This is a genomic window from Pseudomonas sp. 1928-m (assembly GCF_029269135.1).
Lineage (GTDB): Bacteria > Pseudomonadota > Gammaproteobacteria > Pseudomonadales > Pseudomonadaceae > Aquipseudomonas.
Genome location: NZ_JARIXO010000001.1, coordinates 1,170,310 through 1,187,392, shown reverse-complemented (window position 1 = coordinate 1,187,392; position 17,083 = coordinate 1,170,310). Strand labels below are relative to the sequence as shown.

Genomic DNA, 17,083 nt, shown 5'->3' with positions numbered 1-17,083 from the left:
TGCGCAAAGGAACTTATTTATGGCTTTTACTGATCCCTTTATCCGTCGCCCGGTACTGGCGACCGTGGTCAGTCTGTTGATCATCCTGCTTGGCTTCCAGGCATTCAGCAAACTGACCATCCGCCAGTACCCGCAGATGGAAAACGCCCTGATCACGGTGACCACGGCTTACCCCGGGGCCAATGCCGAGACCATCCAGGGCTATATCACCCAACCGCTGCAGCAGAGCCTGGCAAGCGCCGACGGCATCGACTACATGACCTCGGTCAGCCGGCAGAATGTGTCGGTCATCTCGATCTACGCGCGTATCGGCGCCAATAGCGACCGTTTGTTTACCGAGCTGTTGGCCAAGGCCAACGAGGTGAAGAACCAGTTGCCGCAGGACGCCGAAGACCCGGTACTAAGCAAGGAAGCCGCCGACTCCACCGCGCTGATGTACCTCAGTTTCTACAGCGATGAACTGTCCAACCCGCAAATCACCGACTACCTGTCGCGGGTGATCCAGCCCAAGCTGGCCACTTTGCCCGGCATGGCCGAGGCCGAGATTCTCGGCAATCAGGTGTTTGCCATGCGCCTGTGGCTCGACCCGGTGAAGATGGGCGCCTACGGCGTGACCGCCGGCGACGTGAATGACGCGGTGCGCAAGTACAACTTCCTCGCCGCAGCGGGTGAAGTGAAAGGCCAGTACGTGGTCACCAGCATCAACGCCGAAACCGACCTGAAGTCCGCCGAAGCCTTTGCTGCCATCCCGTTGAAGACCGTGGGCGACAGCCGCGTGCTGATCCGCGATGTGGCGCGGGTGGAAATGGGCGCGGAAAGCTACGACTCGATCAGCTCCTTCGATGGCATCCCTTCGGTGTACATCGCCATCAAAGGCACGCCGGGGGCCAACCCGCTGGACGTGATCAAGGAAGTGCGCAAGGTCATGCCCGACCTGGAAGCGCAGCTGCCGCCGAACCTGAAAGTTTCCATCGCCTACGACGCCACGCTGTTTATCCAGGCCTCGATTGATGAGGTGGTGAAAACCCTGTTCGAAGCCGTGCTGATCGTCATCGTCGTGGTATTCCTGTTCCTCGGCGCGTTCCGCTCGGTGCTGATCCCGGTGATCACCATCCCGCTGTCGATGATCGGCGTGATGTTCTTTATGCAGCTGATGGGCTACTCGATCAATCTACTGACCCTGCTGGCCATGGTGCTGGCCATCGGCCTGGTGGTGGACGACGCCATCGTGGTGGTGGAGAACATCCACCGGCATATCGAGGAAGGCAAGACACCCTACGATGCGGCCATCGAAGGCGCGCGGGAGATCGCCGTACCGGTGGTGTCGATGACCATCACCCTGGCGGCGGTGTACGCCCCTATCGGCTTCCTCGAAGGCCTTACCGGCGCGCTATTTAAAGAGTTTGCCCTGACCCTGGCCGGTGCGGTGATTATCTCTGGCATCGTCGCCCTGACCCTGTCGCCGATGATGTGCGCCAAGCTGCTGCGTCACGAGGAAAACCCCTCGGGTCTGGCGCACAAGCTCGACCAGATCTTCGACAGCCTCAAGCAGCGCTATCAGCGCGCCCTGCACGGCACCCTGGATACTCGCCCGGTGGTGCTGGTGTTCGCAGTGATCGTCATGTGCCTGATCCCGGTGCTGCTCAAGTTCACCAAAAGCGAACTGGCCCCGGAAGAAGACCAGGGCATCATCTTTATGATGGCCAGCGCGCCGCAACCGACCAACCTGGAGTACCTGAACAAGTACACCGATGAGTTCGTGACCATCTTCAAGGAGTTCCCCGAGTACTACTCCTCGTTCCAGATCAACGGCTTCAACGGCGTGCAATCGGGTATCGGCGGCTTTCTGATGACGCCATGGAACGAGCGCGAGCGCACCCAGATGGAGATTCTCCCGGAGGTGCAAGCGCGCCTGTCGCAGATCGCCGGCCTGCAGATCTTCGGCTTCAACCTACCGTCCCTGCCGGGTACCGGTGAGGGTCTGCCGTTCCAGTTCGTGATCAACACGCCCAACGACTACCAGTCGTTGCTGCAGGTGACCGAGCGGGTCAAGCAACGCGCGGTGGAATCCGGCAAGTTCGCCTTCCTCGATGTCGACCTGGCCTTCGACAAGCCTGAGGTGGTGGTGGAAATCGACCGCGAGAAAGCCGCGCAGATGGGCGTGTCGATGGAAGACCTCGGCCTGACCCTGGCCAGCCTACTCGGTGAAGGCGAGATCAACCGTTTCACCATCGACGGGCGCAGCTACAAGGTGATTGCCCAGGTCGAGCGCGCCTACCGCGACAACCCGGAATGGCTGGGCAGCTACTACGTGAAGAGCGAAAGCGGCGCGATGCTGGCCCTGTCGACGCTGGTCAAAGTCAGCGACCGTGCGCGGCCAACCCAGCTCAACCAGTTCCAGCAGCTCAACTCGGCGATTATCCAGGGCGTACCGATTGTCAGCATGGGTGAAGCCATCGACACGGTGACGCAGATCATGCGCGAGGAAGCCCCAGCCGGTTACGCCTACGACTTCGCCGGTGCCTCGCGGCAACTGGTGCAGGAAGGCAGCGCGCTGTACGTGACCTTCGGCCTGGCGCTGGCGCTGATCTTCCTGGTGCTGGCGGCGCAGTTCGAGAGCTTCCGCGACCCACTGGTGATCATGGTCACGGTGCCGCTGTCGATCTGTGGCGCACTGATTCCACTGTTCCTCGGCCTGTCGAGCATGAACATCTACACCCAGGTGGGCCTGGTGACGCTGATCGGCCTGATCACCAAGCACGGCATCCTGATCGTCGAGTTCGCCAACCAGCTGCGCCGCGAGAAAGGTCTGTCACGTCGTGAAGCAGTTGAAGAGGCGGCGGCGATTCGTCTGCGTCCGGTGCTGATGACCACCGCGGCGATGGTCTTCGGCATGGTGCCGTTGATCCTGGCAACCGGCGCCGGTGCGGTGAGCCGCTTCGACATCGGCCTGGTAATCGCCACCGGCATGTCGATTGGCACGCTGTTTACCCTGTTCGTGCTGCCCTGCGTGTACAGCCTGCTGGCACAACCCGATGCGCCACCGACAACGGCCAAAGCCCACTAACCAAAAAGCCCTGCAGTGCAGGGCTTTTTTCTGTCTATCGAATTGTCAGGTCAGCAGGCTCAACCTTGCGAACGGGCGCCCTGGGACAAGCTGAACATAAACAGCAGCAGGTCGTGGTCCGGCTTGAGCGCCTCGGCCGTTCGTGCCTGCGGTGGCAACGGGCAGTAGCCGCGCTCATTGAGGGTGATGACCTGGGGGCTGGCTTCTTGCCAGGCCGCCGCCGCGAGCGAGGCCACGCTGAGCGCGGTCACCAGGAACAAACCTCGTGCGATTTCTAGCTTCATCACTGCAACCTCTTGATAGCGCTGCCAAACGCTGTTTGTAGACCCTAGATCACTGATAACCGCAATGTCGCGCTTTGCGACCAGCGGTCGTTACTACCGGACTCTGCCGGCAACTCTATTGCGATCATCCTGATCCACACGTAAGCCATTTAGCAGGCCAGGCCTTCGAACTACATTCGCACCAATGGTTCAATGCTCGAGCAAACCAAGGATTGGGGCCGCATCAGCGCACCTGGCGGTAACACACCCACAGTCACTTAATTGCCCATTTGCATCAGCGCGGTGCGTCATAGAACCAGCGGTTTTAAAACAGCCGCAGGCAACACCCTAACCGGCACAACCTCCAGCCACACGGCAAAAGCGGCGTGGTAGAGCACATCCAGGTGAGGTCAAAACACGGCGCGGCAATGCTGACAGGCAGCACTGCGCAGATTGACAGGCTCCAGTCCGGGAGCGCGCATCACACAAAGCAATTGGCGTACCGCTTTGCCGCGAGGACTGTTTATAGCCGAGAAAAATGAAAACCCCGTGACAGGCACGGGGTTTTCTTTACATCAAGCAAACCGCCTGGCGGCGGTCTGCTGGGCGCCGGGCTGGCTTACATCATGCCGCCCATGCCACCCATGCCGCCCATGTCTGGCATACCGCCACCGGCCGGCTTGTCTTCAGCCACTTCGGCGATCATCGCTTCGGTGGTGATCATCAGGCTGCCGATCGAAGCTGCAGCTTGCAGAGCCGAACGAGTGACCTTAGCCGGATCGAGAATACCCATCTCGATCATGTCGCCGTAGGTGTCGGTTGCGGCGTTGAAGCCGTAGTTGCCCGAACCCTGCTTGACCTTGTCGACCACTACGCTTGGCTCGCCACCAGCGTTGGAAACGATCTGACGCAGCGGTGCTTCAACAGCACGACGCAGCAGAGCGATACCCACGTCCTGATCGGCGTTGTCGCCTTTCAGCTCGCTGATGGCCTGCAGCGCGCGAACCAGCGCAACGCCACCGCCAGGTACCACGCCTTCTTCAACGGCTGCGCGGGTCGCGTGCAGGGCGTCGTCAACGCGGGCTTTCTTCTCTTTCATTTCAACTTCGGTGCCGGCACCGACTTTGATCACCGCAACACCGCCAGCCAGTTTGGCCAGACGCTCTTGCAGTTTTTCTTTGTCGTAGTCGGACGAGGTGTCTTCAACCTGCTTACGGATCTGCGCAACGCGCGATTCGATATCAGCCTGCTGACCAGCACCGTCGATGATGGTGGTGTTTTCTTTGCTCAGGATTACGCGCTTGGCGTTACCCAGGTGCTCCAGGGTGGCGCTTTCCAGGCTCAGACCGATCTCTTCGGAGATAACGGTACCGCCAGTCAGGACGGCGATGTCCTGCAGCATGGCCTTGCGACGGTCGCCGAAGCCCGGTGCCTTAACGGCAGCGACTTTAACGATGCCGCGCATGTTGTTCACCACCAGAGTCGCCAGGGCTTCGCCTTCAACGTCTTCGGCCACGATCAGCAGCGGACGGCCGGATTTGGCCACAGCTTCGAGAACTGGCAGCAGTTCACGGATGTTGGAGATCTTCTTGTCGACCAGCAGGATCAGCGGGCCGTCGAGCTCGGCAACCATGGTGTCCGGCTTGTTGATGAAGTACGGGGACAGGTAGCCACGGTCGAACTGCATGCCTTCAACAACCGACAGTTCGTTTTCCAGGCCCGAGCCTTCTTCAACGGTGATCACGCCTTCTTTACCGACTTTTTCCATGGCTTCGGCAATGATTTCGCCGATGGAGCTGTCGGAGTTAGCGGAGATCGAACCGACCTGGGCGATGGCTTTAGTGTCAGCGCACGGCTTGGACAGCTTCTTCAGCTCAGCAACGATGGCGATGGTCGCCTTGTCGATGCCGCGCTTGAGGTCCATCGGGTTCATGCCGGCAGCGACGGCTTTCAGGCCTTCGTTGACGATGGCTTGAGCCAGAACGGTAGCAGTGGTGGTGCCGTCGCCAGCGTCATCGTTGGCACGGGAAGCAACGTCTTTAACCAGCTGCGCGCCCATGTTCTCGAAGCGATCTTTCAGCTCGATTTCTTTGGCAACGGAAACGCCGTCCTTGGTGATGGTCGGAGCGCCGTAGCTCTTCTCGATGATCACGTTACGGCCTTTCGGGCCGAGGGTGGCTTTTACTGCGTCAGCCAGAACGTTGACACCAGTGAGCATTTTCTTGCGGGCGGAATCGCCGAATTTAACTTCTTTAGCAGCCATGATGGTTATTCCTTGATTCGTTCAAATAGAGCGGAATTCGTAGCGACGGGGCGCTGAAATCAACCTTCAACGACAGCGAGAATTTCGCTCTCGCTCATTACCAGCAGGTCTTCACCGTCAACTTTGATGGTGTTGCTGCCGGAGTAAGGGCCAAACACCACTTTGTCGCCGACTTTAACGGCCAGGGCACGCACTTCACCGTTGTCCAGCACGCGGCCGGTACCGACAGCGAGGATTTCACCGCTGTTGGCTTTCTCGGCAGCGGAACCTGGCAGCACGATGCCGCCTGCGGTTTTCTTTTCTTCTTCGCTGCGACGGATTACGACGCGGTCATGCAGAGGACGAAGCTTCATTGTCGATCTCTCCCAATAGGTGGTTTACAGCGGCTGGTGAATTCACCAGCGGGTTAGCAAAGTCCGGCGAGGCCGGTAGCGCTACGCCAGGCGCAGCGCTGAAGTCTGATCTGCCGATACGACAGAAAACCTTGCGGTGACCGCTACATAAGGGCGCACAAGGGGATTTCAAGGGCAGAGGGTGAAATTTTTAATATGTGAAAGCCTTTTTACGAGCCGCAAATCAGTCGCGGCGCTCGTATTCGCCTTCCAGCACATTGGGGCGAGCTTGCCCGGAGCGCGCGGCCTGGTCGTCGAAAAAGGCGCGCTGACGCATGGCCTGCTCGGCGGCACGCAGGCGCACCTTGTTGACCAGCAGACGACGGGTGAAGGGAATCAGGCAGAACACGCCGAAGATGTCGCTGATAAAGCCTGGCAGCAGCAACAAACCACCACCGACGGCGATCAGCAGGCCTTCGAGCATTTCCTGTTCAGGCAACTCACCACGCGCCAGCTTTTCCCGCGCACGCCAGGCAGTGGCAACACCGGCGACACGCAGCAAAACGCTGCCGAGAATGGCAGTACCTATGACCAGCAACAGGGTCGGCAACACACCGATGGCGCTGCCCACCTGAATCAGCAGGGCCAGCTCGATGATCGGAAACAGCAAAAACAAAAACAGAAAAGCGCGCATCAAAGGTTCCTTAAGAGCCTGTTTACGGTCTCGCGAGCTAGAGCCATGCAAGGCGCTACGTAGTAACAGCCTTCGGCTGGTCAAAACGGCGAGGAAGCGGAGTTTACTGGTGTAAATGAGCATTCCGAGCCTGTTTTTAACGCAGCAGGGCCGACGCGCAGCAGATCGTAGGCAGGCTCTAAACGGAAGATTAGCTTCCAGTAAGGGTGAAGTATGGGGCGTTAGGCTGAATTCAAGCTGAAGCCTGACCATCGGTCGGCCAGACCTCGGCGCGAGCCAGCGCCACCAGGGCCTGGCGCACCTCAAGCGGACTGTTACAGGATGTTGGAAACGCCAACCAATACAGGCCCTGACCGATGCGCAGGTGGAAACCTTCGCTATCAAGACCGACCAGCTCGGCCGGCGCATAGCTGGGCAAGCCGGCCAGTTGGACATAGTGGGCGATAGCGTTGCCATGGTCACTGTTCATATGCTCGACCATGCTGATTTCACTGTCGCCAGCAAAGGGATTGGCCAGCGCCACCTGATCCAACCAGTGAATCGCGCCAAAACCACCGATATAGCGCCAGCGCACCGGCTCAAGTCGCCAGAAGTCGAAGTCATGGGCCTGGTGATAGCCGCGCGAATCCGGAAAATAGCGGTAATAACGCTGCGCCGCCGCCGCGATCTGTCCCTCGTCATCCAATTGTCGTGCTTGCGCGAGCAAAGTAAGACGACCGACCGCCTGCACATCTTCCGCCCCGCGCTCGCCCACCAGCAGCGAACACTTGCCGTCCTGCTTGAGGTTATGGGTGTGCTGGGCGATGCGGCTGATCAGAATCAGCGGATAACCGTCAGCATCCAGGCAATAGGGCACCACTGATCCGAAAGGGAAACCCGGCATGGCCTTGGAATGGGTACTGAGCACGCCACGGTATTCCTTGAGCAGCAATTCTCGGGCATGCTTGCCGGCTTTCACGCTCACCTTATGACTCCTTGCATAAAATCCGTCACAGAACGGGAGGCGCCTAGATTAACCGCCGGCAAGGCCACACGACACCATTTGAGGGGACTCGCGATGCAACTTAAAGACAAGGTCATCATCATTACCGGCGGCTGTCAGGGCCTGGGCCGTGCCATGGCCGAATACCTGGCAGACAAAGGCGTCAAACTGGCGCTGGTCGACCTGAACCAGGAAAAACTCGACGAAGCCGTGGCTGCCTGCAAGGCCATGGGCGTAGAAGCCCGCGCTTACCTGTGCAACGTCGCCAATGAAGAGCAAGTGACCCAGACCGTGGCGCAGATTGCCGAAGACTTCGGCGCGATCAACGGCCTGGTGAACAACGCCGGCATCCTGCGTGACGGCCTGACCATCAAGGTCAAGGACGGCGAAATCACCAAGCTGAGCCTGGCCCAGTGGCAGTCGGTGATCGACGTCAACCTGACCGGCGTATTCCTCTGCACCCGCGAAGTGGCGGCGAAGATGATCGAGCTGAAGAACGAAGGCGCGATCATTAACATCTCCTCCATCTCCCGTGCCGGCAATATCGGCCAAGCCAACTACTCCGCCGCCAAGGCCGGTGTGGCAGCCGACACCGTGGTCTGGGCCAAAGAACTGGCGCGTTACGGCATCCGTGTCGCGGGCGTAGCACCGGGCTTTATCGAAACCGAAATGGTTGCCAGCATGAAACCGGAAGCGCTGGAGCGCATGACCTCGGTCATCCCACTGCGCCGCATGGGCAAACCCGCCGAGATCGCCCACTCGGTGGCCTATATCCTGGAAAACGACTATTACACCGGTCGCGTTCTGGAGCTGGATGGCGGCCTGCGCCTCTGATTGGCTATATCGGCACGCTGCAAACAAAAAGCCCCGCAAACGCGTAATGCTGTTCACATAAGAAAAATGCCGCTTCTCCCTTGCCAGAGAAGCGGCATTTTTTGTGTTAAAGGACCGTAGGATGGGTGCTAACCCATCAATTGGCTGATGGGTTAGCACCCATCCTACGGCCTGAACCACCGTCCAAGACCTAGGTCGGTAAAGACTTCAAGCCCGACCTCAATGGATCGGAAAGCTGCTCCACTTAAGTGAGCAGTCTTACCGCAAACGCGGGGCTTTTTTATGCGGCTAAGACCTTACCAACCCACGCCAAAGCCCAGGCTATAACGGGTCTCATCCAGCTCGCCTTCCGAGCCGCTGACCAGGTCCTTCTCAGCCTTCATATTCAGCGAGGCCCAGTCGGTCAGCTTGTAACGCAAGCCCACGGCGGCATCCAGGGTGTAATCAGCGACATTATTCAGTGGTTTGCCCACTTCGCCATCGCTGAACAACTCGACACTCTTGCCGACCAGGTAGCGGTTGTAGTCCCACTTCAGGCTCGCGGCGTAGAAGTTGTCGCTTTCACCATTGGCATACTCGTAGTCCGTGCGGTTAAGCAGCCCGGCCACGGAGAGGGCGCCCAGTTCATTGTCCCAGAACTGGTAACCCGGACCGGTACCCACGGTGCGCTGACGACGCAGGTCTTCAATGCGATCACGCTTGTACTCCAAGCGCCCTTGCCAGAACCAGTGTTCGGTCAGGAAGCGGTCGAGGGCATATTCCACGCCCCAGTTATCGGTGCTCACCACACTGTCGCGAAATTCGCGGTTGTACTCGGCCTGCCCGTTATGCCGCCACAGACCATGCCGGGCCTGAGTTTTCAGGCGTACGTCATAGTCGTCGGTGTCCCGCTCTGCACGTTTGTAGTCCAGTGAGGCGTCGATATTGCCCTTCCAGACAAAGTCTTCAATCAGCGGCTTAGGTTTGAGCATTTGCTTGATGCTGGCCAGCTCTACCGTCTTCGGCGCATCGCCATTGGCCAGGATCACCTTGCCCGGCTCGGCCGGCTGCAGGGACTTGGCGCGCTCACCAGCGATGGCGTTTTCCTTGATCAGCAGTTCCTGATCGCTTTCCAGGGTGGCGATCTTGCTCCAGTCCAGAGCGATGGCGCCGCCGTAGTCAGTTTCCAGCAGCAGCTTGCCGCCGTCGTAGAACTTGATCTTGCCGGTCAGGCGGTCGCCGTTCTTCAGCCAGACGGTATCCGCCAGCGCGGAGGTGGCGGCCACAGAAAGGGCCAGGCACAGCAGGGTTCGGGAAAACATAGGGATGGTTTGTCTACTTCGGGTTCGCGGAAGGTCGCGCATTATCCGTAAGCACGACGCCAGAGCAAGCACTGACCGACAGAATCACCACGAGTTCACCACCGCGTGCGCTACCAGCCGACCCCTACCCCCAACAGATAGCGGCGTTCACTGCTGGTTTGCCCGAGCCCACGCGCCTGGTCCAGTTCATACAGCAGCGACAGCCGCGCCCAATCCGTCAGGCGATAACGCAGGCCCATTTCACTGTCGAGTACGTAGTCAATTTCTTCTATATCAGGAAACTGCAGCTCGGCCGTGCTGTAAAACTCCAGCCGGGTGCCCCACAGCAGGCGCTTGTAATCCCAGGCAACCGAGTAGGTATTGAGCGAGCGCTCAGCATCGCTGGACTCCAATTGCAGGCGGTTGAACTGCCCAATCACATCCAGCCGGCCCAATTCGTTATCCCAGAAGCGATAACCCGGCCCGGTTCCCAGCGAGCGCTGACGGGTAAAAAAGGCGAACTCATCTTCGTCCTGCTCGGCACCGACCCGCCAGAACCAGTGATCCGTGATAAAGCGGTCAAGATCATATTCCAGCTGCCAGTTGTCGGCAGTCTTCGCATCATTCTTGACCTTGCGTTCCAACTCGCCACTCAACAGATGGCGCCAGCGACCGTGCTCCACACGCGTATTGCCTTTGAGCTTCCACTCATCGGTGTGGTTGTCATCGCGTTTCATATCCAGCTTGGCGTCCAGATTGCCTTCCCAGAAGCGGTCCTGCAGCACCGGTCGCGGGGGGATCAGGCGTTTGATGCTGGATAGCGGTACGGTCTGCGTGCTGTCACTGACCACCCGCACCATGCCCTTGCCGGCGGCTTCCAGCTGGTTGCTGTGCTCGCTGTCGAGGCCCTGGCGGCGCATCAGCAAGGGTTTCTCCGAGCGCAGCGTGTCGATATCCTTCCAGGCAATGAGCACCTGGCCGGCGTACTTGGTCTTCAAGGCCAGTTTGCCGCCATCGAGCAGAACTATCTCACCGCTCAGACGGTCACCATTGTTCAACCACACCGTGTCCGCCCACGCAGGCGCGACCAGAGCAAGAACCAGAGAACACAACAGAGTACGTAGCAGCATGATGGGAAAGCCGGATAGCGAGCCAGAACAGGGATCGAAGCATGCCGCGCCAGGCCAGCCGACAGCAAGCCAGGTCGAACGCCGTACGGCACTTTATGCAGCGCTGGCGCAGATACCTGCCGGCTGCGTGGTGAGTTACGGCCAACTGGCTGCATACGCAGGCTTAGGCCGCGCCGCGCGCTGGGTCGGGCGCACCCTCAGCCAACTGCCGGACGGCAGCACCCTACCCTGGCACCGGGTAATTGCCGCTGGCGGACGCCTCAGTTTGCCTGCTGGCAGCCTGTCCGGTGCGGAACAGCGCAGTCGTCTACGTGAAGAGGGCGTGCAAATCCATAACGATAGGGTGGATATGCCGCGCTATGGCTGGCGCCCAATGGAGCACAGCGGGTAGAGTGCGCCCTTTATTAGGTCATCCTCAGGCAGAAGTCCGCTCAATGCCCCGTAAAAGTTGGCGCGAAGCCATAGCCGCTTATTCAAGCCCCTCGACATTGGTGCTGCTCCTTCTAGGGTTCGCCGCTGGCCTGCCTTATATGCTGGTGTTCTCAACCCTTTCTGTCTGGTTGCGCGAAGCCGGCGTGGCCCGCGACACCATTGGCTTTGCCAGCCTGATCGGCCTGGCATACGCCTTTAAATGGGTCTGGTCGCCACTGCTCGATCAATGGCGCCTGCCGCTGCTCGGCAAGCTGGGCCGTCGACGCTCCTGGTTGGTGCTGTCACAGATTTTGATCGCCATCGGCCTGGCCGGTATGGCCCTGTGTGACCCGCAAACCCACCTGACCTGGCTGATTTCCCTGGCCGTACTGGTGGCTTTCGCCTCGGCCACCCAGGACATCGCCGTTGATGCCTACCGCCTGGAAATCGTCGATGACACCCGCCAGGCCGCGCTGGCAGCCAGTTATATGGCCGGCTACCGCGTCGCCGCCCTGCTGGCCACCGCCGGTGCACTGTATTTCGCCGAAGGTTTTGGCTCCACCGCCCTGCTCTATCAGCACGGAGCCTGGGCCGGCACCTATTTGCTGTTTGCCCTGCTGATGCTGCCTGGCCTGCTGACCAGCCTGTGGATGCGCGAGCCGGATGTACCACTGCGTACACAACTGGCCGCCGCCCGTTATGGCTTCAGCCATCAGATTGTCTCTGTAGTGGTGCTGATTGTGTTGCTGGTATCAGTACCGGCAATGTTTACCCAGTTCTATAACACCGACTTCGCCAGCGTGATCAACGGCGACGCGAGCATGCTCGACCTGCTGCTGGAAGACCGCGCCTTCCTGCGCGCCCTGCTCTACACCATCCTCACCAGCCTGTGCCTGTCCACCATGGGCCGCCGCGGCCTGGCACCGGTGCTGACCCCGGTCAACGACTTTATCCTGCGTTATCGCTGGCAGGCCTTCCTGCTGCTGGGGCTGATCGCCACCTACCGCATGTCGGACACCGTGATGGGCGTAATGGCCAACGTGTTCTATATCGACCAGGGCTTTACCAAGGATCAGATCGCCAGCGTCAGCAAGCTGTTCGGCCTGGTGATGACCCTGATTGGTGCAGGTTTCGGCGGCCTGTTGATCGTGCGCTTCGGCATTATGCCGATCCTGTTTATCGGTGGCGCCGCCTCGGCGGCGACCAATCTGCTGTTCCTGATGCTCACCGGCATGGGTGCAGACCTGCAGATGCTGATCGTGACCATTTCCGCCGACAACTTCAGCGCCGGCCTGGCCACTGCGGCATTTGTCGCCTACCTGTCGAGCCTGACCAACCTGAAGTTCTCCGCTACCCAGTACGCCCTGCTCAGCTCAATCATGCTGCTGCTGCCACGGCTGATCGGCGGCTACTCGGGGGTGATGGTGGAGAATTATGGCTACGCGCAGTTCTTCCTGATCACTGCCTTGCTGGGCATTCCGACACTGATCCTGATTCTTCTGCAATGGCGCCGCGAGCGGCCGCAGGCCAGTAATGCCAACGCGATTAACGCCGCCGAACAGCCCTGACTGAGCTAACTGGCAAGAGTCTTGCTGTGCCCTGACATTCGCAAAAGGGCAGGCCATGACCGTAACATTCAGTAACGTCAGCAGTATCCTCAGCCCAGTCAGCCTTGATAGCTGGTGGCAGATCCAGGGCGAATGGGTCGAAGAGCCCAATGACCGCCGTGGAGGCAACAGCGGCGTTCAGCGCATCACCCAGCAGGGGCAGTTGCTCTATGCCAAAAAGCAGACCGGGCATACCTACCGCAGCCTGCTTCACCCCTGGGGGCGTCCCACCGTATTGCGCGAGCGCGACGCGCTGCTCAGCGCACTCAAGGCCGGTGTAGCGGTACCGGAGATCGTTTACTGCTCAGCCGAGCGAAGCCGCGAAGGCTGGCGCGCAATGCTGGTGACCAAAGCTCTGGAAGGCTTTCAACCTCTCGATGAATGGTATGCAAGCCATGATCGTGAGGTGCTAGACGCCGCCCTGCACCAACAACTCCTGCAGCAGATAGCGCAAAGCCTGGCCAACCTGCACAAGGCCCGCCGACAGCATGGCTGCATGTATGCAAAGCATATCTTTGTGCGCATCCAGACTGCTGATGCACAGCCATCCTGCGAAATCGCATTGCTTGATCTGGAAAAATCACGCCCGCGTCTGACCAGCAAACAAGCCGCGTTGCACGACATGTTGCAACTGCGGCGCCATTCGCCGTGGGATCAGGCCGATTGGCAAAGCCTGATCGGCCACTACCAGCTGGCGATGGGCCGCACCTTCAAAAACCTCTACAACGCCACTCGCCGCTAACCCGGCGCGCCGTCACGCGGCGGGCTGCTGCACCAGATGCACCACCCGCTGCGGGAATGGAATGCCAATACCCGCCTCACTCAGACGCTCCTTGGCCTGCTCGGTGAAAGCGAAAGTGATCGGCCAGAAATCCGGCGTCGCCACCCAGATGCGCAGTGACAGGTTGATCGCGCTATCACCCAAGCCGGTCACAAACACCACCGGGGCAGGGTCCTGGCGCACGCGTGGGTCCTTGGCGATGCTCAGCAACACCTCGCGGGCCTGCTTGATATCACTTGAGTAATCGATACCCAGGTTGATATCGACGCGCCGCGTGGATTCGCGTGAATAGTTGGTGATATGGCCATTCGACAGGCTGCCGTTGGGCACGATCACCACTTTGTTGTCAGCGGTTTTCAGCGTGGTATGGAAAATCTGAATACTGTCGACACTGCCCGATACGCCCTGCGCCTCAATCCAGTCGCCGGCGCGGAACGGGCGAAACAGCATGATCAAGACCCCGCCAGCGAAATTCGCCAGGCTGCCCTGCAGGGCCAGGCCAATCGCCAGGCCGGCGGCACCGATCACCGCGATAAAGGAGGTGGTTTCCACACCGATCATCGAAGCCACGCTGACCAGCAGCAACACCTTGAGCACGATGCCGACCAGGCTGCAGATAAAACTGCTCAGCGCGCGGTCGATCTGACGCATATTGAGCAAGCGACCAATGCTGCTGGTGAGCTTGCTGATCAGCCACCAACCAATCAGCATTGTGATCAAAGCCAACGTCAGCTTGCCGCTGTATTCCAGCACCACAGGCAGCCAGGCCTCGGACATTTTCACCAGTTGTTCGACGTTCATATCCATCGGTTAATCCTTGTAAACCTTTGAAAATAAAACGCCACGGCAAGCCGTGGCGGTTTTACTGCACCAACACCGTTGCGACGCCTGTAAGGCGGCAAGGTTCCACACTCACGCGTTAATCGCGGAAGTTGTTGAACTGCAGCGGCATGCCGAAGTCCTTGGCTCGCAGGGCAGCAATCGCCTCCTGCAGGTCATCACGCTTCTTGCCGGTGATACGCACCTGCTCGCCTTGAATGGCGGCCTGCACCTTGAGCTTGCTGTCTTTGACGTGCGCGACGATCTTCTTCGCCAGGTCCTTTTCAATGCCTTCACGCAGGATCACTTCCTGCTTGACGCTCTTGCCCGACGCATAGGCGTCCTTGAACTCCAGGCACTGTACGTCGATTTTGCGTTTGACCAGGCAGAGCTTGAGAATCTCAACCATCTGCTCCAACTGAAAATCCGCATCGGCTGTCAGGTTGACAGTCAGCTCTTTCAGCTCAAAGCTACCTTTACCGCGCAGGTCATAACGACGGTCCAGCTCTTTGATGGCGCTGTCGATGGCGTTGGTAACTTCATGTTTGTCCAACTCGGACACCACGTCGAACGAGGGCATGGGCTTACTCCAGATAGACGGCGCGCCCTGCATCACGAACGGGACACGCCTGGCTTGACGGTAAAAAAACCCGACCATTATATAGCGGTAGCAACACACACTGCCCGGCGAAGTATCGGGCCCACGCGATTTCCCCCTAGCGAGCCTGCCCATGCCTAACCCCCACCTGAGCATTTTGGTCGTCGATGACGCCAAGTTCTCCAGCGCCATGATCGGGCGCGCCCTGAGCCAGGCGGGCTATCAGGACCTCCGTTTTGCCAGCAGCGCCGCCGAAGCCATCAGCCTGCTCGAACAGCGCCCGGCCAGCGTCTTGCTCGCCGACTGGCTGATGCCGGAGATGAACGGCCTGGAGCTGACCGTTCAGGTACGCCAGTTCGATGAAATGGCCCATCATTACACCTACGTCATCCTGCTCACCGGCAAGGAAGGCGAAAACGTATTGGGCGAAGCCTTCGACAGCGGTGTCGATGACTTCATCAGCAAGGCGGCGATGAACGAGCAGTTGGTGCCGCGCGTCTATGCTGCCGATCGCCTGTGCAACACCCTGCAGCGCCTGTTGCAGGAGAACCGCCTGCTCACCGAGAACATCGCCAGCCTGGAACAACGCAACCTGATCGACCCGCTCACGGGCCTCGGCAACAACCGCTACCTGCACCAGAAGATGCTCGACAGCCTGCGCCAGGTCGAATCCCGCGGCGGCGCGCTGTGCTACCTGCTGATTGGCCTGCAGGACATGCATGAGCTGCACCAGCAGTATGGCGATGCCTTCTACAACGAACTGCTCACTGGCGTGGCGCGGCGCCTGCAACAGCTGGTGCGGCCACTGGATGTGCTGGTGCGCCTGGATGAAAGCCATTTCGGCCTGATCACCCTGCTGACCGACCTGCACGAGTGCTCACCGAGCAGCTTCAAACGCCTGCATGAAGGCATCAACCTCAAGGCCTTCAAGACCAGCGAAGGCTTTATCAGCCTCAAGGCCGGTATCAGCCTGGTGGGACTGGATGCCAAAGGCCTACCCATCACTCCGGACCAAATCACCGACCACGCGGCCAGGATACTGCCCGAATCGCACAGCACCGGACTGGTGACCGCCCTGCGCCTGTCCTTGCCGCAATAAGCCGCGTTCGGCATGTGGCATATCCTCGGCGCCGGTAGCCTCGGCACCCTATGGGCGACTCGGTTGGCGCGCGTTGGCCTGCCGGTGCAACTGATCCTGCGCGACCCGGCGCGCCTGCACAGCTATCAACAGGCCGGAGGGCTGACCCTGATTGAACAGGGCCAGGCGCAGCACTTCGCCATTGCAGCGCAAACAGTCGATTCCCCTGAGCCGATCCAGCGCCTGCTGCTGGCCTGCAAGGCCTATGACGCCGCCGCGGCGGTAAGCCAACTGGCGCCACGCCTGGCCCCTGGCGCCGAAATCCTCTTGCTGCAAAATGGCCTGGGCAGCCAGGATGAAGTTGCCCGCGCCGCGCCTCAAGCGCGCTGCATCTTTGCCTCCAGCACCGAAGGCGCGTTTCGTCAGGCAGATTTTCAGGTGGTATTTGCCGGCCACGGCCATACCTGGCTCGGCGACCCGCTGGATCTGCAGCCGCCCACCTGGCTGGAAGACTTGCGCCAGGCCGGCATTGTTCACGACTGGAGCCTGGATATCCTCAGCCGCCTGTGGCGCAAACTGGCGCTGAACTGCGCGATCAACCCGCTGACTGTGCTGCACGACTGCCGCAATGGCGGGCTGCGTGAACACCCAGCGCAAGTCGCCTGCCTGTGCAGCGAGCTGGGCGAGTTACTGCAGCGCTGCGGCCACAGCGCTGCCGCCGAAGACCTGCATGACGAAGTGCAACGGGTGATCCAGGCCACCGCTGCCAACTACTCCTCCATGCACCAGGATGTCAGCCAGGGCCGCCGCACGGAAATTGCCTACCTGCTGGGTTACGCCTGCAACGCCGCGCAACGTCACCAACTGGTGCTGCCACATCTGCAGGTGCTGCACAGCCAACTGCTGGCCCACCTTGATGCACGCGGATTGCCCAGCCACTGAGG

16 protein-coding genes are annotated in these 17,083 nt (G+C 59.9%); 7 read left to right on the top strand and 9 right to left on the bottom strand.

The genetic code is table 11. The annotated features are described in order from the left end of the window. The first annotated feature begins 19 nt into the window (after positions 1-19). Positions 20-3,067, top strand: a complete 3,048-nt coding sequence (locus P3C18_RS05300) for a multidrug efflux RND transporter permease subunit (RefSeq protein ID WP_275960805.1) — start codon at positions 20-22, stop codon at positions 3,065-3,067. 59 nt (positions 3,068-3,126) lie between these two features. Here P3C18_RS05300 and P3C18_RS05295 read toward each other — a convergent pair whose 3' ends face one another. The 5 genes from P3C18_RS05295 to P3C18_RS05275 form a co-directional block, all read right to left on the bottom strand. Further along, a complete protein-coding gene (locus P3C18_RS05295) occupies positions 3,127-3,351 on the bottom strand; it encodes a hypothetical protein (protein WP_090382500.1) in 225 nt (74 codons plus the stop codon). A gap of 598 nt (positions 3,352-3,949) precedes the next feature. Beyond that, positions 3,950-5,593 (bottom strand): chaperonin GroEL, encoded by a 1,644-nt coding sequence (groL, locus tag P3C18_RS05290; protein ID WP_275960804.1) that lies wholly within the window; start codon positions 5,591-5,593, stop codon positions 3,950-3,952. Positions 5,594-5,652: 59 nt separating this feature from the next. Then, positions 5,653-5,946, bottom strand: a complete 294-nt coding sequence (locus P3C18_RS05285) for a co-chaperone GroES (protein ID WP_090249058.1) — start codon at positions 5,944-5,946, stop codon at positions 5,653-5,655. A 223-nt stretch (positions 5,947-6,169) separates the two neighbouring features. After that, positions 6,170-6,619 (bottom strand): FxsA family protein, encoded by a 450-nt coding sequence (locus tag P3C18_RS05280; RefSeq protein ID WP_275960803.1) that lies wholly within the window; start codon positions 6,617-6,619, stop codon positions 6,170-6,172. A 232-nt stretch (positions 6,620-6,851) separates the two neighbouring features. Then, positions 6,852-7,583, bottom strand: coding sequence for a HugZ family protein (locus P3C18_RS05275; protein WP_275960802.1), 732 nt, complete (start codon positions 7,581-7,583; stop codon positions 6,852-6,854). A 93-nt stretch (positions 7,584-7,676) separates the two neighbouring features. Between P3C18_RS05275 and P3C18_RS05270 the strand changes: the two genes are divergently transcribed. Continuing rightward, a complete protein-coding gene (locus P3C18_RS05270; RefSeq protein WP_275960801.1) occupies positions 7,677-8,435 on the top strand; it encodes an SDR family oxidoreductase in 759 nt (252 codons plus the stop codon). A 296-nt stretch (positions 8,436-8,731) separates the two neighbouring features. Here the strand turns inward: P3C18_RS05270 and P3C18_RS05265 are convergent, their stop codons facing one another. Then, positions 8,732-9,736 (bottom strand): DUF481 domain-containing protein, encoded by a 1,005-nt coding sequence (locus tag P3C18_RS05265; protein ID WP_275960800.1) that lies wholly within the window; start codon positions 9,734-9,736, stop codon positions 8,732-8,734. A gap of 110 nt (positions 9,737-9,846) precedes the next feature. Next, positions 9,847-10,845: a DUF481 domain-containing protein gene (locus tag P3C18_RS05260; RefSeq protein ID WP_275960799.1), complete on the bottom strand. Its 999-nt coding sequence runs from the start codon at positions 10,843-10,845 to the stop codon at positions 9,847-9,849. 1 nt (position 10,846) lies between these two features. Between P3C18_RS05260 and P3C18_RS05255 the strand changes: the two genes are divergently transcribed. The 3 genes from P3C18_RS05255 to P3C18_RS05245 are packed head-to-tail and all read left to right on the top strand — an operon-like array spanning position 10,847 to position 13,605. Then, positions 10,847-11,236, top strand: a complete 390-nt coding sequence (locus P3C18_RS05255) for an MGMT family protein (RefSeq protein WP_275960798.1) — start codon at positions 10,847-10,849, stop codon at positions 11,234-11,236. 43 nt (positions 11,237-11,279) lie between these two features. Then, positions 11,280-12,824 carry an AmpG family muropeptide MFS transporter gene (locus P3C18_RS05250; RefSeq protein ID WP_275960797.1) on the top strand — a complete coding sequence of 515 codons (1,545 nt, stop codon included), beginning with the start codon at positions 11,280-11,282 and terminating at the stop codon, positions 12,822-12,824. A gap of 55 nt (positions 12,825-12,879) precedes the next feature. Further along, on the top strand, positions 12,880-13,605 hold the full coding sequence (locus P3C18_RS05245) for a lipopolysaccharide kinase InaA family protein (protein WP_275960796.1): 726 nt from the start codon (positions 12,880-12,882) through the stop codon (positions 13,603-13,605). A gap of 12 nt (positions 13,606-13,617) precedes the next feature. Here P3C18_RS05245 and P3C18_RS05240 read toward each other — a convergent pair whose 3' ends face one another. Together P3C18_RS05240 and P3C18_RS05235 are read right to left on the bottom strand one after the other, a co-directional pair. Then, on the bottom strand, positions 13,618-14,451 hold the full coding sequence (locus tag P3C18_RS05240; RefSeq protein ID WP_275960795.1) for a mechanosensitive ion channel domain-containing protein: 834 nt from the start codon (positions 14,449-14,451) through the stop codon (positions 13,618-13,620). Between the two features lie 112 nt (positions 14,452-14,563). After that, positions 14,564-15,043 (bottom strand): YajQ family cyclic di-GMP-binding protein, encoded by a 480-nt coding sequence (locus tag P3C18_RS05235; protein ID WP_275960794.1) that lies wholly within the window; start codon positions 15,041-15,043, stop codon positions 14,564-14,566. Between the two features lie 151 nt (positions 15,044-15,194). Between P3C18_RS05235 and P3C18_RS05230 the strand changes: the two genes are divergently transcribed. Beyond that, positions 15,195-16,160 (top strand): response regulator, encoded by a 966-nt coding sequence (locus P3C18_RS05230; protein WP_275960793.1) that lies wholly within the window; start codon positions 15,195-15,197, stop codon positions 16,158-16,160. Between the two features lie 12 nt (positions 16,161-16,172). Further along, positions 16,173-17,081 (top strand): putative 2-dehydropantoate 2-reductase, encoded by a 909-nt coding sequence (locus P3C18_RS05225; RefSeq protein ID WP_275960792.1) that lies wholly within the window; start codon positions 16,173-16,175, stop codon positions 17,079-17,081. Positions 17,082-17,083 lie beyond the last annotated feature (2 nt).

What these genes read in the sequence shown, in the direction of transcription:
- P3C18_RS05300 (WP_275960805.1), top strand. Translation starts at nt 20, where the DNA reads ATGGCTTTTACTGATCCCTTTATCCGTCGCCCGGTACTGGCGACCGTG.
- P3C18_RS05295 (WP_090382500.1), bottom strand. Translation starts at nt 3,351, where the DNA reads ATGAAGCTAGAAATCGCACGAGGTTTGTTCCTGGTGACCGCGCTCAGC.
- groL (WP_275960804.1), bottom strand. Translation starts at nt 5,593, where the DNA reads ATGGCTGCTAAAGAAGTTAAATTCGGCGATTCCGCCCGCAAGAAAATG.
- P3C18_RS05285 (WP_090249058.1), bottom strand. Translation starts at nt 5,946, where the DNA reads ATGAAGCTTCGTCCTCTGCATGACCGCGTCGTAATCCGTCGCAGCGAA.
- P3C18_RS05280 (WP_275960803.1), bottom strand. Translation starts at nt 6,619, where the DNA reads ATGCGCGCTTTTCTGTTTTTGTTTTTGCTGTTTCCGATCATCGAGCTG.
- P3C18_RS05270 (WP_275960801.1), top strand. Translation starts at nt 7,677, where the DNA reads ATGCAACTTAAAGACAAGGTCATCATCATTACCGGCGGCTGTCAGGGC.
- P3C18_RS05265 (WP_275960800.1), bottom strand. Translation starts at nt 9,736, where the DNA reads ATGTTTTCCCGAACCCTGCTGTGCCTGGCCCTTTCTGTGGCCGCCACC.
- P3C18_RS05260 (WP_275960799.1), bottom strand. Translation starts at nt 10,845, where the DNA reads ATGCTGCTACGTACTCTGTTGTGTTCTCTGGTTCTTGCTCTGGTCGCG.
- P3C18_RS05255 (WP_275960798.1), top strand. Translation starts at nt 10,847, where the DNA reads ATGGGAAAGCCGGATAGCGAGCCAGAACAGGGATCGAAGCATGCCGCG.
- P3C18_RS05250 (WP_275960797.1), top strand. Translation starts at nt 11,280, where the DNA reads ATGCCCCGTAAAAGTTGGCGCGAAGCCATAGCCGCTTATTCAAGCCCC.
- P3C18_RS05245 (WP_275960796.1), top strand. Translation starts at nt 12,880, where the DNA reads ATGACCGTAACATTCAGTAACGTCAGCAGTATCCTCAGCCCAGTCAGC.
- P3C18_RS05240 (WP_275960795.1), bottom strand. Translation starts at nt 14,451, where the DNA reads ATGGATATGAACGTCGAACAACTGGTGAAAATGTCCGAGGCCTGGCTG.
- P3C18_RS05235 (WP_275960794.1), bottom strand. Translation starts at nt 15,043, where the DNA reads ATGCCCTCGTTCGACGTGGTGTCCGAGTTGGACAAACATGAAGTTACC.
- P3C18_RS05230 (WP_275960793.1), top strand. Translation starts at nt 15,195, where the DNA reads ATGCCTAACCCCCACCTGAGCATTTTGGTCGTCGATGACGCCAAGTTC.
- P3C18_RS05225 (WP_275960792.1), top strand. Translation starts at nt 16,173, where the DNA reads ATGTGGCATATCCTCGGCGCCGGTAGCCTCGGCACCCTATGGGCGACT.